General features: G+C 69.7%; 13 protein-coding genes and 1 tRNA gene. 6 read left to right on the forward strand and 8 right to left on the reverse strand.

Annotated features, from left to right (window positions below; translation table 11 throughout):
* Positions 1 to 124: 124 nt before the first annotated feature.
* A tRNA-Ser gene (locus tag ACFQS2_RS02505) sits at positions 125 to 215 on the reverse strand.
* 309 nt (positions 216 to 524) lie between these two features.
* Between ACFQS2_RS02505 and ACFQS2_RS02510 the strand changes: the two genes are divergently transcribed.
* From ACFQS2_RS02510 to ACFQS2_RS02520, 3 genes are all read left to right on the forward strand, one after another.
* Positions 525 to 902, forward strand: coding sequence for a VOC family protein (locus tag ACFQS2_RS02510; protein ID WP_377792815.1), 378 nt, complete (start codon positions 525 to 527; stop codon positions 900 to 902).
* A 150-nt stretch (positions 903 to 1052) separates the two neighbouring features.
* Positions 1053 to 2030 carry an MDR family oxidoreductase gene (locus ACFQS2_RS02515; RefSeq protein WP_377792630.1) on the forward strand — a complete coding sequence of 326 codons (978 nt, stop codon included), beginning with the start codon at positions 1053 to 1055 and terminating at the stop codon, positions 2028 to 2030.
* 2 nt (positions 2031 to 2032) lie between these two features.
* Positions 2033 to 2980 (forward strand): NAD(P)H-quinone oxidoreductase, encoded by a 948-nt coding sequence (locus ACFQS2_RS02520; RefSeq protein WP_377792631.1) that lies wholly within the window; start codon positions 2033 to 2035, stop codon positions 2978 to 2980.
* Between the two features lie 75 nt (positions 2981 to 3055).
* On the opposite strand, the gene ACFQS2_RS02525 is transcribed toward ACFQS2_RS02520, so the two are convergent.
* The 4 genes from ACFQS2_RS02525 to serS form a co-directional block, all read right to left on the reverse strand.
* Positions 3056 to 3754 carry a potassium channel family protein gene (locus ACFQS2_RS02525; RefSeq protein WP_377015982.1) on the reverse strand — a complete coding sequence of 233 codons (699 nt, stop codon included), beginning with the start codon at positions 3752 to 3754 and terminating at the stop codon, positions 3056 to 3058.
* Positions 3747 to 5108, reverse strand: coding sequence for a TrkH family potassium uptake protein (locus tag ACFQS2_RS02530; RefSeq protein ID WP_377792632.1), 1362 nt, complete (start codon positions 5106 to 5108; stop codon positions 3747 to 3749). Before ACFQS2_RS02530 ends, ACFQS2_RS02525 begins: the two co-directional genes overlap by 8 nt.
* 96 nt (positions 5109 to 5204) lie before the next feature.
* Positions 5205 to 6071 carry an HAD family hydrolase gene (locus ACFQS2_RS02535; RefSeq protein ID WP_377792633.1) on the reverse strand — a complete coding sequence of 289 codons (867 nt, stop codon included), beginning with the start codon at positions 6069 to 6071 and terminating at the stop codon, positions 5205 to 5207.
* A 141-nt stretch (positions 6072 to 6212) separates the two neighbouring features.
* A complete protein-coding gene (gene serS / locus ACFQS2_RS02540) occupies positions 6213 to 7475 on the reverse strand; it encodes a serine--tRNA ligase (RefSeq protein WP_377792634.1) in 1263 nt (420 codons plus the stop codon).
* Positions 7476 to 7534: 59 nt separating this feature from the next.
* On the opposite strand from serS, the gene ACFQS2_RS02545 reads away from it, so the two are divergent.
* Entirely contained in the window at positions 7535 to 8755 is a 1221-nt protein-coding gene (locus ACFQS2_RS02545) for a diacylglycerol/lipid kinase family protein (protein WP_377792635.1), read from the forward strand.
* 66 nt (positions 8756 to 8821) lie between these two features.
* On the opposite strand, the gene ACFQS2_RS02550 is transcribed toward ACFQS2_RS02545, so the two are convergent.
* Together ACFQS2_RS02550 and ACFQS2_RS02555 are read right to left on the reverse strand one after the other, a co-directional pair.
* Entirely contained in the window at positions 8822 to 10144 is a 1323-nt protein-coding gene (locus ACFQS2_RS02550) for a DUF3500 domain-containing protein (protein WP_377792636.1), read from the reverse strand.
* A gap of 113 nt (positions 10145 to 10257) precedes the next feature.
* Positions 10258 to 11304: an intradiol ring-cleavage dioxygenase gene (locus ACFQS2_RS02555; RefSeq protein WP_377792637.1), complete on the reverse strand. Its 1047-nt coding sequence runs from the start codon at positions 11302 to 11304 to the stop codon at positions 10258 to 10260.
* Positions 11305 to 11934: 630 nt separating this feature from the next.
* Here ACFQS2_RS02555 and ACFQS2_RS02560 point away from each other — a divergent pair.
* Positions 11935 to 12795: a sensor histidine kinase gene (locus tag ACFQS2_RS02560; protein WP_377792638.1), complete on the forward strand. Its 861-nt coding sequence runs from the start codon at positions 11935 to 11937 to the stop codon at positions 12793 to 12795.
* Entirely contained in the window at positions 12792 to 13466 is a 675-nt protein-coding gene (locus ACFQS2_RS02565) for a response regulator (RefSeq protein ID WP_377792639.1), read from the forward strand. Before ACFQS2_RS02560 ends, ACFQS2_RS02565 begins: the two co-directional genes overlap by 4 nt.
* Before the next feature lie 14 nt (positions 13467 to 13480).
* Here ACFQS2_RS02565 and pheA read toward each other — a convergent pair whose 3' ends face one another.
* Positions 13481 to 14449, reverse strand: coding sequence for a prephenate dehydratase (pheA, locus tag ACFQS2_RS02570; RefSeq protein ID WP_377792640.1), 969 nt, complete (start codon positions 14447 to 14449; stop codon positions 13481 to 13483).
* Between the last annotated feature and the right edge of the window lie 43 nt (positions 14450 to 14492).

Genomic DNA, 14492 nt, shown 5'->3' on the forward strand with positions numbered 1-14492 from the left:
CCGGAGAAGTCCTCAGAGAGCTCATCATCGACCCCACCCGCGACTACCAACCACAGCAGAGATGACAAAGGCCCGAACCCACGTTGCGTGGGTTCGGGCCATGCCGATGTCCTGCGACATCACATGGCGGAGGGTGCGGGATTCGAACCCGCGGTACGGGGTTACCGCACAATGGTTTTCAAGACCATCTCATTCGGCCGCTCTGACAACCCTCCCGGCCGCGCCCTCGCGGTCAGAGCCGGAACCGTGCGCCGACATCCCACGACGGGAGGCGAGCTGGACACGATCTGCGTGATTGACCCTTCAGGGGCGGCGCAGACGAGGATACGCGACTGACGGCCCCTCCCCCACACAGTCGGAACGGACGACGACGGCAACATGGCCGCGGGCCTGCATTCCACGGTTCGAGAGCGACACGACGCGCCACCGCAGTCCGGTGCCCGCTCGCCGGTGCCGACCGGATGGCTGTGTCGGGCACGGTCTGCGGACAGGAGATGTCCTCGCGCCCTGAGACGATCAGGGTTATGACATATCCATCGATAACGCTGGGCGCATACAACTTCGAAGCATCGGACCCTCATCGGCTTGCCAACTTCTGGTCGCAGATCACCGGGGGCGAGTCTCATCCGGGTGGCGAGAGCGTGTACATCGCTCCTGCGGGAGAGAACGGCTTCGGTCTATTCCTCCAGCCGATGAATGGTGCTCGCCCGGAGCGACAGACCGCGCACCTCGATCTGACAGTGCCGTGGGGGCGGCGAGATACCGAGGTGGCGCGGGCTGTCACGCTCGGTGCCACCGTCCGATGGCATGTTCTCGACGAGTTCCCTCACGTCCAGTGGACGACCCTTGCTGATCCCGACGGGAACCTCTTCTGCATCGCGGAGCACCCCCCGAGCACCTGACGTGGCGGCGCCGAGTCCCTCGAGGCAGAACCGGGGCCCCGCATCTCCAGGGAGCAGGGACCACCGGCGGGACGTCGGGCTGCCCCGATCCACACGCCCGCGATCGCGAATAGGCTGAGGGGACCTGTCGCCGAGGGAGAGGAACGCGCCATGCGTGCCGTACTGATCGAGGCCGAGGGCGCCGACGCCCGGCTGGACGAGGAGGCCGACGAGTCGCTGCTCGAGGGCCCCGTCGAGCTCGACGTGCTGTTCTCCAGTTACAACTACAAGGACGGGATGGCGATCGCCGGCAAGGGCATCGCCCGCACCTTCCCGCTGATCCCCGGCATCGACATCGTGGGCCGGGTGACCGCTTCCGAAGTCGAGGAGTACTCCGCCGGGGACCTCGTGATCCTCAACGGTGATGGCATCGGCGAGTCCCGCCACGGCGGCTTCGCGACCCGCGCGAGGGTGCGTCCCGACGCGCTGGTGCGGCTGCCCGCGGACCTCTCCGCCGAACGCGCCGCCGCGATCGGCACCGCCGGGTTCACGGCCATGCTCTCCGTGCTGCGCCTGGAGGACACCGGGATCTCTCCCGACCACGGGGACATCCTGGTCACGGGCGCCTCCGGCGGCGCCGGATCCGTCGCGATCGCCCTGCTCGCCGCTCGCGGGTACCGCGTGGTCGCCTCGACCGGGCGCGGCGCGGAGAACGGCGAGTACCTGCGCGAGCTCGGGGCGGCCGACGTCGTCGACCGGCGCGAGCTCAGCGAGGAACCCGGCCGGCCCGTGCAGTCGCAGCGCTGGGCGGGCGCGATCGACGCGGTCGGCAGCACGACGCTGGCCAACGTCCTGGCGCAGACCGCCTGGGGCGGCACCGTCGCGGCCTACGGACTCGCCCAGGGGCCGGACCTGCCCGCCAGCGTGCTGCCCTTCATCCTGCGGGGCGTCACCCTCGCGGGCGTGAACTCCGTCGACGCGCCGCGCGCGATGCGTGAGCGGGCGTGGGACGCCCTGGCGGAGGAACTGGATCCGGAGATCCTCGACTCGATGACCACGAGCATCGGCCTGTCCGAGACCATCCCGTACGCCCAGCGGATCCTCGCCGGCGAGGTCCGCGGGCGCACCGTCGTGGATACGGAGCTGTGAGCATGCGCGCGATGACGATCACCGAGGACCACCGGCTCGAGCTCGCCGAGCTCCCCGAACCCGTGGCCGCCCCCGGCGAGGTGCTCATCGACGTGGTCGCCGCCGGCGTGAACCGCGCCGACGTCGCCCAGACCGCCGGGAAGTACCCGCCACCGCCCGGCGCCTCCGAGCTGCCCGGCCTCGAGGTCTCCGGCCACCGCCGCGACACCGGCGAGGCCGTGGTGGCGCTGCTGGCCGGCGGCGGCTACGCCGAGGTGGTCGCGGTCCCCGAGGGCCAGCTGCTGCCCGCTCCCGAAAACATGGAACTGACCGACGCAGCGGGCGTGGTCGAGGTGTGCGCGACCGTCGTCTCCAACCTCGTGCTCGAGGGCGGCCTGGCCGACGGGCAGACGGTGCTGATCCACGGCGGCACCGGTGGCATCGGCACCGTGGCGATCCAGATCGCCCGCCAGCTCGGGGCACGGGTGATGACCACGGTCGGCTCCGACGAGGCGATCACGCAGGTCCGAGAGCTCGGCGCCGATCACGCCTGGAACCGGCACACCACGGACGTGCCCGACGCGGTGCGGGAGGCCGGCGGGGCCGACGTCATCCTCGACATCGTGGGCGGTCCGGCACTCGCCGACAACGTGACCATGCTGCGCGAGCACGGCCGGCTGATCATCATCGGCACCCTCGGCGGCGCCAGCGGCGAGCTGCCGGTGGGGATGCTCATGGGCAAGCGGGCCCGCGTCATCGGCACCACTCTGCGCTCACGGCCGACGGAGTCCAAGCGCGAGATCCTCCAGCGCACCCGGGAGCTGGTGTGGCCGATGCTGGCCGACGGCACCGTGAACATCCCGATCCACGCCACTTTCGAGCTGGAAGAGGCCGCGGCGGCACAGAACGTGCTCCGCGAGGGCGGCCATCTGGGCAAGGTGATACTCCAGGTCGCGGCTCGGAACGCCTGACTCCTCCGAGGACGAGCGGCCGGCCAGCGTCAGGCCAGGTCCGCCCCCGTCGGCCAGCGTCGACCTGCGCCGACCTCAGCCGATCCGGCTGAACTTCTCCGCCTGCCGGGTGGGGCCGGTGACCAGGATGGTGTCGCCGAGCTTGAGCACGGTGTCCGCCGTCGTGGGCTGCCACTGCTCGCCCGCATGCTTCACGCTGGTCACCGTCACCCCGTACTTGCGTCGGATGTGGCAGTCCCCGAGCCGGGAGCCTGCGAAGGAGGGGTGCACCTCGGTCTTGACCATCGCGAAGTCCGCGTCGATCTCGATGAAGTCCTGCATGCTGCCGCGCACGATGTGGGCCACGCGGCGCCCCATGTCCTTCTCGGGATAGACCACGTGCGGGATGCCGAGCTGTTCGAGGATGAGCCCGTGCGCATCGCTGACGGCCTTCGCCCAGATGTGCGGGATGGAGAAGCGCAGCAGCAGCGAGGTGACCAGGATGCTGGCCTGGATGTCGCTGCCGATGGCCACGACCACCCGATCGAACTCGTTGACCGAGAGCTGCCGCAGCACCTGCTCGTTGGTGGCGTCGGCGGCGACGACGTGGGTCAGCTGCCCGTTGAGGGACTGGACGATGTGTTCGTGGGCCTCGATCCCGAGGACCTCGGCGCCGTCCTCCATGAGCTCGACCGCGAGGGACTGCCCGAAGCGGCCGAGGCCGATGACGGCCACCGCATTCTCCGAGGCGACGCGGGCCGGATCGGTTCCGCCGAAGAGTCTGTGCCTAGCCAATGATCGGCCTTTCCTTGGGGAGGTCGTAGAGGAGCTGCCGCGGCCTCAGAGCGAGCGCGGAGGCAGCGGTGATGGGGCCCAGCCGGCCGATGAACATCAGCGCGACGAGCACGAGCTGAGCCGACCGGGGCAGGTCGGCGGTGATGCCGGTGGACAGCCCCACCGTGCCGAAGGCGGAGAACACCTCGAACAGGATCTCGTCGAGGGTGAAGTCGGTGAGCACCATGAGCACGATGGTGGCGGCCGCGACCAGTCCCAGCGCCAGCACGATCACCGTGATCGCCTGGCGGTGGACCGCGCGGGAGAGCCGTTTGCCGAACACCGTCACGGCGCCGGCGCCCCTCAGCTCACCCAGCATCAGGAAGAACACGACGGCGAAGGTGGTGACCTTGATGCCGCCGGCGGTGCCCGCCGGGCCACCGCCGATGAACATGAGCATGTCGACGCCCAGCCAGGTGGCCGGGTCCATGGCGCTGGTGTCGATGCTGTTGAACCCGGCGGTGCGGGTCTGGGCCGACATCGCGAAGCCGTTGAGCACCCGCAGGTGCGGGGGCATCCCTCCGAGGGTCTCGGGGTTCGCCCATTCCAGCGCCGTGATGTACAGCGTGCCCAGCACCAGCAGCAGCGGCGTCGCGGCGACGACGATGCGGGTGTTCATCGTCCACAGGCGGGGGGTGCCCAGCTGCTTGCCGAGCTGCATCAGGACCGGGAACCCCATCCCGCCCAGGATGGTGGCCGTGCTCGCGGTCAGCAGGATCACCGGGTCCCCGGCGAACGGCATGAGGCTGTCGCTGAACAGGGCGAACCCGGCGTTGTTGAAGGCGGAGACGCCGTGGAAGATTCCGAGCCACAGGGCACGTCCCCAGGTCTCGTCATAGGCGAGGGCGAAGCGCAGGGTCAGGATGAGGGAGGCGACCGCCTCGATGAGCAGGGAGAGCCGTACGACGCTCATCACGAGCGAGCGGACGTCCTCGATGCCGAAGCTCTTGACCTCGGAGGCCGCGGTGAGCTTCGAACGCAGGGAGAGCTTGCGGATCACCGCGATGCCGATCACGGAGGCGAAGGTCATCACGCCGAAGCCGCCGATCTGGATCAGCGCGAGGATCACTCCCTGCCCGAAGCCGCTCCAGTAGACCGGAGTGTCCACCACGATCAGGCCGGTCACGCACAGCGCGGAGACCGCGGTGAACAGACCCTCCATCACCGTGGCACCACCGGGGCCCGTGGTCGCGGCCGGATGCAGCAGCAGGAGGGTCCCGGAGATCCCGGCGCCGGCGAATGCCAGCAGGACGGTGCGAGCGGGGCGCGGGCGCCGGTCCGCAACCGGGGTCCGTGCGGTTCTGGTCAACAGCACGCGCGGAATGCTACGCCTGTTCCGCGCACGCGCCGACACGGGGTCGTGGACGATGTGGGGCCGAGACGAAACCGGAACCATCTGCCCAGGACATCTTCAGGCTCGCAATGACTCCAGGACCAGCACGGTGCCGTCGTCGTAGACCGATTCGGTGACGGTGTCGGCCGTGTCCTTCACGCCCTGCGGGGCCTGGCCCATGGCGATGCCCACGCGGGCCCAGGTCAGCATCTCGGTGTCGTTGAAGCCGTCCCCGACGGCCACCGTGTGAGCCTGCTCGACGCCGAGCCGGGAACGGACATCCTCCAGGGCGCTGGCCTTGGAGACGCCCGGGGCGGCCATGTCCAGCCACGCCGTCCACCCGATCGAGTACTCCACGCCGTGGACGCCGGATTCGGCGATGACCTTGCTGAACTCCTGCGGGGTCAGGTCGGGCACGTGCACGACCACGCGCACGGCCTCCAGCTCCATGAGGTCGTCCAGCGGGCTCTCGATGGCCTCGACGCCGAAGCTGGCGTCCTGGAATCCGGCGGTGGAGTGGAAGGTCCCGTCGGCCTTCTCGACCGCGTAATGTGCATCAGGGGCGACCTCGCGCAGCGTGCGCAGCGCATGGCCGGGCTGGAAGGTGCGGGTGTCGATCACGCGGTGGCCCCCGTCGGCCTCCGGATCCATCTCGAGGGTGACTGCGCCGTTGGAGCAGACCGCGTAGCCGCGGGTGACGCCGGCGGCCTCCACGATCGGGAGGGTCGCGCCGATGGAGCGGCCGGTGGCGATGACGACGATCTGCTCGTCGGCGGCCTGCTGCAGCGCCTGGCGCATGGGCGGGGACATGGTGCCGTCGTGGTCGACGAGGGTGCCGTCGACGTCGAGGCCGATCAGCAGGCGCTTGCCGGCGAGATCCTTCAGGTGCTCGGCCAGGCGCTCCCGGGTGGTGTCCCGGTCGGTGGTCACGGTGGTGGCGTCCATGTGGGGCAGTGTCCCAGCAGCATCTGACGTCCGGGTGAACCGCCGGTGTCGCAGACTGCCGAGCATTCGGCGCCATGTGTTCTTCGCGGTCATCTCAGCGTCTCAGTTCAGGCATCTCGGTGGTCTCGGGCAGGGACGGTCTCAGGCGGGGACCTCGAAGATCTCGCGGCCGCCGAGGTAGGGCCGCAGGCCCTCCGGGACGACGACGGATCCGTCGGCCTGCTGGTGGTTCTCGAGGATCGCTGCGATGAAGCGAGTGGTGCCCAGAGTGCCGTTGAGCGTGGCGACGGGGCGCAGCCCGTCCTCCGTGCGCTCGCGGATGTTCAGTCGCCGTGCCTGGAACTGGGTGGTGTTCGAGGTCGAGGTCAGCTCGCGGTAGGCCTCCTGGCTGGGCATCCACGCTTCGCAGTCGTACTTGCGGGCCGCGGAGGTGCCCAGGTCGCCGGCGGCGGTGTCGATGATCCGGTAGGGCACGTCGATCCGCGCCATCATCTCCCGCTCCCACTCCAGCAGCCGTTCGTGCTCCTCGTAGGAGTCCTCGATGCGGCAGTAGGAGAACATCTCGACCTTGTGGAACTGGTGGACGCGGATGATGCCGCGGGTGTCCTTGCCGTAGCTGCCGGCCTCGCGGCGGTAGCAGGCGCTCCACCCGGCGTAGCGCAGCGGACCGTCCGAGAGGTCCAGGATCTCGTCCTTGTGGTAGCTGGCCAGGGCCACCTCGCTGGTGCCGACGAGGTAGAGATCGTCGTCCTTGTCCAGGTGGTAGACCTCGTCGGCGTGCTCGCCGAGGAAGCCGGTGCCCTCCATCGACTCCGGCAGCACCAGGGTCGGGGTGATCATCGGAGTGAATCCGGCCTTGGTGGCCTGGTCGATCGCGGAGTTCAGGATCGCCAGCTCCAGCTGGGCGCCGACGCCGGTGAGGAAGTAGAAGCGGGCCCCGGAGACCTTCGCGCCGCGGACCATGTCGATCGCCTTCAGACCCTCGCCGATCTCCAGGTGGTCCTTGACCGGGTGCTCGAAGGTGGGAACCTCGCCGACGGTCTCGCGCAGCTCGAAGTCCTCCTCGAGTCCTTCGGGGGCGCCCTCGGCGAGGTTCGGGATCTCGCGCAGCGCCTTATCCCGCGCGGCGATGGCCTCGGCGGTCTCCGCCTCGAGGCGCTTGACGTCGGTGGAGAGCTGCTTGGCCTCGGCCAGCAGCTGCTGCTTCTCCTCGCCCTGGGCCTGGGCGACCTTCTTGCCGAAGGCCTTCTGCTCGGCGCGGGCGGACTCGTACGCGGCGGTGGTCTCGCGCCAGCGGGAATCCGCCTCGAGCACGGCATCGACGGTGGCCGTGTCGCGCCGGCGCGCCCTCTGGGCGTCGCGGACGGCATCGGGGTTCTCGCGCAGCAGCCGCAGATCGATCATTGCACCAGGGTACCTGCGGCGACGTGGTAGTCGTGCGCCGGCGTCAGTACCCTGAGCGCATGGACCACACTCTCCTCGCGCTCAGCATCGCCTCGGTCGTCATCATGGTCGTGGCGGTCGTGCTGCTGGTCGTCGTACTGCGGCATCTCGGCCGGCACCGTCGCGAGATCGCCGCCCTGCGCGCCGCGGCCGAGGAGCAGCCTGGCGGCCGGGTGGCGCGGGGGGCGCGAGGTCGGAGACGGGCCGACGGGTCGGCGGCCGGTACCGAGGCGGATCGCGCTGGGGCCTCCGACGACGAGGGCGCCGGGGACCACGCCCCGGCGGACCGGCTGCGGAAGGTCGCGGTCGTCGTGAACCCCTCGAAGTTCTCGGATGCGGAGGCGTTCCGCACGCGCGTGCGCGAGGTGGTGGAGAACCTCGAGGGCGCCGAGGTCGCCTTCTACGAGACGACCGTGGAGGATCCGGGCCGGGGCCAGGCCCGCCAGGCCCGCACCGAGGGCGCCGATCTGGTGGTCGCCGCGGGAGGGGACGGCACGGTGCGCATGGTGGCCTCGGTCCTCGCCGACACGGACACCCGCATGGGCATCATCCCGGCCGGTACCGGCAACCTGCTGGCCCGCAACGTGGACGTGCCGCTGGACGACCCGGCCGCGGCCATGACCGCGGCCCTGACCGGCCATGACCGTCGGATCGACGTGGGCTGGCTGCGCACCGGTGGCAGCGTGACCGAAGCCGCGGCAGCCGCCGAGCAGATCTTCCTGGTCATCGCCGGATTCGGGGCCGACGCCGAGATGATCGGTCACACCGATGACTCGATGAAGAAGCGCCTGGGCTGGCTCGCCTATGTCTTCGGCGGGGTGCGCACCATCCTGGGCCGCTCCATCGACGTGGTGGTCGACTTCCCCGACGGCACGCGGCATGCGCACAAGGCCCGAACCGTGCTGCTGGGCAATGTCGGCAAGCTCCCCGGCGGCTTCGTGCTGATGCCCGACGCGACCGTCGACAACGGCAGGCTCGAGATCGTCGTGGCCGGCTGGAAGGGCGCAGCCGGGTTCAGCCAGGTCCTCACCCAGGTCGTCAATCCCAAGCTCTCCCCCCGGCCGCGCCTGGCCTCGATGGATCGCTACTCGGCCACCGAGGTGCGGGTGGCGACGACCAAGGCGCAGCCGGTCCAGCTCGACGGTGACACCGACGTGGAGGCGAGCCACCTCATCGGCCGCATCGACCCCGGCGCGCTGCTGCTGCGCGTGCCGGTCAGCCCTGACCCGACGCGGGAGTGAGTGCATCGGATCAGGGCTGATGCCCGCGACCTCCCCGGCCGCGACGAGGACAGCCGACCGCGCAGGTCAGGAATCCTCAGCCGTCCCAGCGTCGGAAGGTCCGTCCCCGGGAGCTCCGCCACCGGGAGCGACGCCGTCCGGGACTTCGCCGCCCGGAGCTCCGCCCATGCCTCCGTCGGCCTCCTCCTGGGTCACGGAACCGGCGTAATCATCGCTCGGATCACGGTAGATCGTGTGCACGTGGCCCCACCCGGAGGTGGTGACCCCGTCAACGTCCGCCCCGGCCGAGCCCTGCTGGGCGGCGAACTCGATGTAGACGTCCGGACCGGAGATCTGGAAGTAGATGCCGTCGCCGGTCGACATGTCGTACTCGGTCGCTCCCGACCAGTTGATGTACGTCTCGTCCAGGGTGGCCTCGATCTCGGAGAGCACGGCCGCGTTCGTCTCCTCGTCAGCCATCGCCGCCCAGTTCGCGATCACGTCGATCAGAAGATCCTTCTGCTCCCCGGTGAGATCCGCGCCGAGCAGTCCTGTACCGGTCGGGAAGTCACAGGTGCTTCCCGGGGCGCATGCCATCCCGGCGACGTCATCGCCCTGGTAGAGGGCCTCGAGTTGCTCCTCGGTGAGGCTGTCGTAGAACGTGAAGGCCGAGGTGTAGATCCCATCGAACGGTTCGACCTCCTGGCCGTCCTCATTCGTGTACACCGCCGGCTGCACCCCCAGGTGGGTCGGCGCGAAGGTGATCGCGTTCTCCGCACCGTTCAGGTCGGCGTTCAGACCCAGGTGATGACCGCCGAACTGGACCGACCACGCCTCGGTGTCGGAGGGATCGCCGAAGAAGGCGATGTAGTACTGGCCCAGCGAGTCCTCGGTGGAGGAGCTGTTGTCCAGCAGGTACTGGTCACCGTCCATGATGCCGGTGACGGTCTCGTACGCGTCCTCGCTGAGCAGTCCCTGGAGCACCTCGAGCGCGGCGTCCTGCTGCTCGTCGGTGAGATCGGCGAGGTTGAGCCCGGCCCGGTCGACGAAGGTCACCGGGAAGTTCGACCACGAGGTCGACTTCGTCTCGTCGTCGTAGTCGTAGCTGAGGGTCTCGAGCTGCTCGTCCGAGAGCGTGGCCATGAAGGTCTCCGCGGCAGCGGTGGTCTCGGCGATGGTCTCGGCGGTCGTGGCCGCGTCGCTCGACGTGGCCATGCTCCCGTCCGCGGTCTCGACGGTGGTCGTCTGCGCGGATGCCTCCGCGGTGTCGGCCTCCCCGGCTCCCAGGGCGCAGCCGGACAGGGCCAGGCTGCCGATGACCAGGAGCGCGGCGGCCTTCAGGGTGCCCTGGCGCAGAAGGCGCCGGGCACGGGGGGATGAGAGCACGGAGGGATCGTGTGGCGTGGACATGTGGGACTCCTTGAGGTTGAGAATCGGTGTGAGGGTCAGAGTGGACTGGCTCGCAGAGGTTCGGTCGTCGGCGGAACGCAGCGCTGCGACGTGCGGCTGTGGTCTTGGGCGGGTCAGTCCTCGTCGTCCGGCGTGCCTCCTTCTGGGTTTCCGGCGGGCGGGGTCCCGCCGGGCGCACCACCGCCGCCATCGGAGGGCCCGCCCTCGCCGCCCGGCGCACCACCGCCATCGGAGGGTCCGCCCCCACCGCCGGGCCCTCCGCCCGCTCCGGGCATCGCCCCACCGGACGGCTCGGTCGTGGTGTCGATGTGCACCCCGAGCGAGGCGGTGTACCCGGACTCCAGGTCACCACTGATGGTCGCCATCTGCAGTTCGGCACTGTCGTCCCCGAACACGTTGTCCGATTCGAGGGTGATCTGGGAGAGGTTCTCCGCCGAGCCCTCGTAGACGGCCAGCTCGTAGACGCCGGCCAGCGAGTCCTCGGGGAACGCCATCTGTGAGGTCGAGATGGCGTTCGAAGGATCGGAGATGGACTCCAGGTCCGGGTACACCTCAAAGTGAATATGGGTCCAGCGCCCGGTGTAGCAGCCCGGCATGATGGACGTGAAGGTGACCGTTCCCTCGTCGTCGGCGACCTGCACGCCGCGCAGCCAGGTCTCCTCCTCGACTCCCTCGGAATACAGGGAGTACCGGCCCAGGGCATCGCAGTGCCAGGCGTACACGGCCGCACCGGTGAACGGGGCATCGTCTTCGGCCATGTCGAAGAGGGTGAACGAGAACTCCAGGGGGACGCCGTCGACCGGCTCGTCGGCACCGATGCTCGAGCGCAGGTCGCTGCGCTCGATACCCGATTCGGCCAGGGCATCAGGGCCGTTGGAGCCGTCCGCCGGATAGGGACCGGCGGTCTCATCCGGGATCTCCTCGGACGTCTGTTCGGCGGATGTGCCCTCTGACGTCGCCGAGGGGGTCGAGCACGCCGCCATCGCAGCGGTGCCGACGCTGGTGATGCCCGCACCGAGAAGCACCCGGCGGCTCATGAGGGTGCCTAGATCGAAGCGTGCACCCTGGTCGACGATCTCCTCCTCGGGCCGATCGAGCAGCCGGCCTTCGTAGGCCGGGCCGTCAGTGGTGGGCGTGGGTTCGGGAACGCGGTATGCCATGTGATCTCCTTCGTCGGCTGCCCCGAGTCTTCCGGCCGGCACCTGCCCGGCGCGTCCCCCGGGCGCAGACACCGCGTACCGCGTGCGCAGTACTTCTGCACTGCCGTGCTGAGGTGACGCCGCTGACGGGGACCGAGCGGCAAACTGGTGCTCATGGGCCACACACGTACGTCAGTCGCTTCCGGAGCCGATACAGATACCGACGTCGTTGACGGAGCACACGAGCGACAGGAAGCGCCGAATCGCCGGTCGTGGTCGTCGGGACCGCTCAGCGACGTGGTCGCCGCAGCGGTGGTCCTGCTCGGTGGTGGCCTGCTCGGTGGCGCTCTCTTCCCGGGTCCGGAGATCTTCGGGCCGACGGAGGGGCCCCCGGGTCTCGGCCCAGGTCCCGGTGGCCCGCCCGAGTTCCGGATCGCTCCCCCATTGGTCACACTCGTCCTGCTGATCGTGCCCGCGGCGCTGATGCTGCTGCGCAGGCGATGGCCGGGACCGGTGCTCGGCCTGGTTCTCGCGGGGTTCGTCCTCGCGGTGCTGCTCGGTGTCCCGTCCCTGGGGGTAGGGATCGCGACGACCATCGCCGCGTACGCCTTCGCGTTCGCCGACCATGTGCCGCGACGGGTCGTACTGATCGTGATCGCCGCCGCCGCGGGGCTGGTCACCGCACTCGCCTTCTCCGTGACGGGATGGGAGTCGCTCGACGGGCGGGTCTTCCAGATCGGGGCGGCCTTCGCGATCGCGGCGGCGCTCGGCGACAGCGCCCGGTCGCGCCAGGCGTTCCTCGTTCAGGCCGAGGATCGCGCCGCGCGCGCCGAGCGCTCACGTGAGGCAGAGGCCCGCCGGCGCGTCTCGGAGGAGCGGCTGCGGATCGCCCGCGATCTGCATGACACGGTGGCGCACCAGATCTCGCTGATCAATCTGCAGGCGGGGGCGGCGTCCGGGTATCTCACCACCCAGCCGGACAGGGCCGAGTCCGCTCTGAGCACGATTCGCGAGGCGGCCCGAGGCGCCCTCGGAGACATCGGCGAACTGCTCCGGCACCTGCGTGACGACGCGGATACCGACGCTGTTCCCGCGCAACACGGGCTCGACGCGCTCGAGGCCCTGGTCCGGCGCCTCGAGGACAGTGGACTCGAGATCGAGACCGACATCGGAGGCGATCTCGCGGCCATCACCGGCCTCACCGGTACGGTGGCCTACCGCGTGATCCAGGAGGGCCTGGTGAACGCCCATAAACACGGCAGTGGGAATCGTGCGAGCCTTCACGTCTCGGCAGGCCGTCGGCAGGTGCACATCGAGATCGAGAACCCGGCTGACGACACGGCAGATTCAGCATCTCGAACGACTCCGCACTCAGGCACCGGCCTGGGACTCATCGGCCTTCGTGAGCGCGTGAGCGTCGCGCAGGGAACGGTCACGACGAGCCGCTCGGACGGGGCCCATCGACTGGTCGTAGAGTTGCCGTTGCAGCCGACGGACGGAGGGGCGAGGTGACCTCTGTACTCGTCGCCGATGATCAGAAGCTGATCCGGCAGGCCGTCGTCGGAATTCTCGACGGCCATCCGGAGATCACGGTCGTCGGCGAGGCCGGCGACGGGTGCGAGACGGTCTCGCTCGCTCGCGCGATGCGTCCGGACGTCGTGCTCATGGACATCCGCATGCCGAATCTCGACGGAATCGAGGCCACCGCCCGTCTCTGCGCCGATCCTGCCCTGAGCGCGACGAAGGTTCTGATCCTTACCACCTTCGAAGACGACGAGTACGTGGTCCAGGCGCTCCGAGCGGGTGCGAGCGGATTCCTCGGCAAGGGGTCGGAGCCGGAGGACATCGTCCGCGCGCTCCTTGCGGTGCACGCCGGCGAATCGCTCCTGTCCCCCGCCGCGACCCGCGGCCTCATCCAGCGATATGTGTTGCCCGAGGCGCGCCCAGGCAAGGTCGACCCGCGGGCCACCGCGACGCTCAGGACACTGACCGAGCGCGAGCTCGAGGTGCTGCTGCTCGTGGCGCGCGGACTGTCCAACCTCGAGATCGCCGAGCAACTGTTCATCTCACCGCACACCGCGAAGACTCACGTGAACCGCATCATGACCAAGACCGGTTCCCACGACCGCGCGCAGTTGGTGATCCTGGCCTATGAGTCCGGGATGATCGCACCCGGGGACTGACGTCGCCCGAGCGATCAGCTTCCCGCGTGCGGCGGCGTGACCATGCCGGTCAGCTTCTCGACCCAGTCGCGGGCCTCGTCATAGGCCTCGTCGGCGAATTCGGCGGGCGCGTCGGGGCGCACCCCGTCGACCCGCGGGTAGGAGCCCAGGTAGTGGACGACCGGACAGATCCGGTGCAAGGCACGCAGCGCGGCGGCGACGCGGCGGTCCTCGATGTGCCCCTCCACGTCGATCGAGAAGGAGTACCGGCCCAGGAAGTCGCCGATGGGGCGCGACTCGATGCGGGAGAGGTTCACGCCGTTGGCGCTGAACATCTCCAGCGTCTCCAGCAGCGCGCCGGAGCGGTTGTGCGGCAGGTGCAGAACCAGCGACGTCTTGTCGGCGCCGGTGCGTGCCGGGATCCTGCCCTCGCGGGTGACGAGCACGAAGCGCGTCTGGGCACCCTCGTAGTCCTCGATGCCCTCGGCGAGGATCTCCAGGCCGAAGTGCTTCGCTGCCAGTGGCGAGCACACGGCGGCGCGGCCCCGGGCGTCCTCGGCGCTCAGCGCGGCCAGGTCCTGGGCGGCGGCGGCTGTCGAAGAGGCGGCGGCGATGTCGGCTTCGGGGACGTTCTCGCGCAGCCAGCCCTGGACCTGCGCCTGCGCGTGCGGGTGGGAGGCGACGACGTCGAGGTCGCTCAGCGTGGTGGTCTCGCGGGCGGCGAGCACGAAGGTGATCTGGACGATCTGCTCGGCGACGATGGTGATCGAGTCGGTGGCGGCGAGCACGTCGAGGGTGCCTGAGACCCCGCCCTCCACGGAGTTCTCGATCGGCGCCATGAGCGCGTCGATGTCCCCACCGATGAGGTCGGTGGTGGCGGTCGCGACGGAGGCGAACGGCACGATCTCGGCGTCGCCGGCGAACTCCTCGGGCGCCTCGGCGAGGGCCTGCAGGAGTGCCTGGTGGGTGAACGTGGTCTCGGGACCGAGGAAGCCGTACCGCATGAGAGCCAAGGGTAATGCGCTGCGCGGCCGGTGCGGGTCAGTG

The sequence above is a fragment of the Brachybacterium sp. GCM10030267 genome (assembly GCF_042666875.1).
GTDB lineage: Bacteria > Actinomycetota > Actinomycetes > Actinomycetales > Dermabacteraceae > Brachybacterium.

Excerpts from the sequence above, each read along its gene's own strand:
- ACFQS2_RS02510 (WP_377792815.1), top strand. The coding sequence starts at position 525 with ATGACATATCCATCGATAACGCTGGGCGCATACAACTTCGAAGCATCG.
- ACFQS2_RS02515 (WP_377792630.1), top strand. The coding sequence starts at position 1,053 with ATGCGTGCCGTACTGATCGAGGCCGAGGGCGCCGACGCCCGGCTGGAC.
- ACFQS2_RS02520 (WP_377792631.1), top strand. The coding sequence starts at position 2,033 with ATGCGCGCGATGACGATCACCGAGGACCACCGGCTCGAGCTCGCCGAG.
- ACFQS2_RS02535 (WP_377792633.1), bottom strand. The coding sequence starts at position 6,071 with ATGGACGCCACCACCGTGACCACCGACCGGGACACCACCCGGGAGCGC.
- serS (WP_377792634.1), bottom strand. The coding sequence starts at position 7,475 with ATGATCGATCTGCGGCTGCTGCGCGAGAACCCCGATGCCGTCCGCGAC.
- ACFQS2_RS02545 (WP_377792635.1), top strand. The coding sequence starts at position 7,535 with ATGGACCACACTCTCCTCGCGCTCAGCATCGCCTCGGTCGTCATCATG.
- ACFQS2_RS02550 (WP_377792636.1), bottom strand. The coding sequence starts at position 10,144 with ATGTCCACGCCACACGATCCCTCCGTGCTCTCATCCCCCCGTGCCCGG.
- ACFQS2_RS02555 (WP_377792637.1), bottom strand. The coding sequence starts at position 11,304 with ATGGCATACCGCGTTCCCGAACCCACGCCCACCACTGACGGCCCGGCC.
- pheA (WP_377792640.1), bottom strand. The coding sequence starts at position 14,449 with ATGCGGTACGGCTTCCTCGGTCCCGAGACCACGTTCACCCACCAGGCA.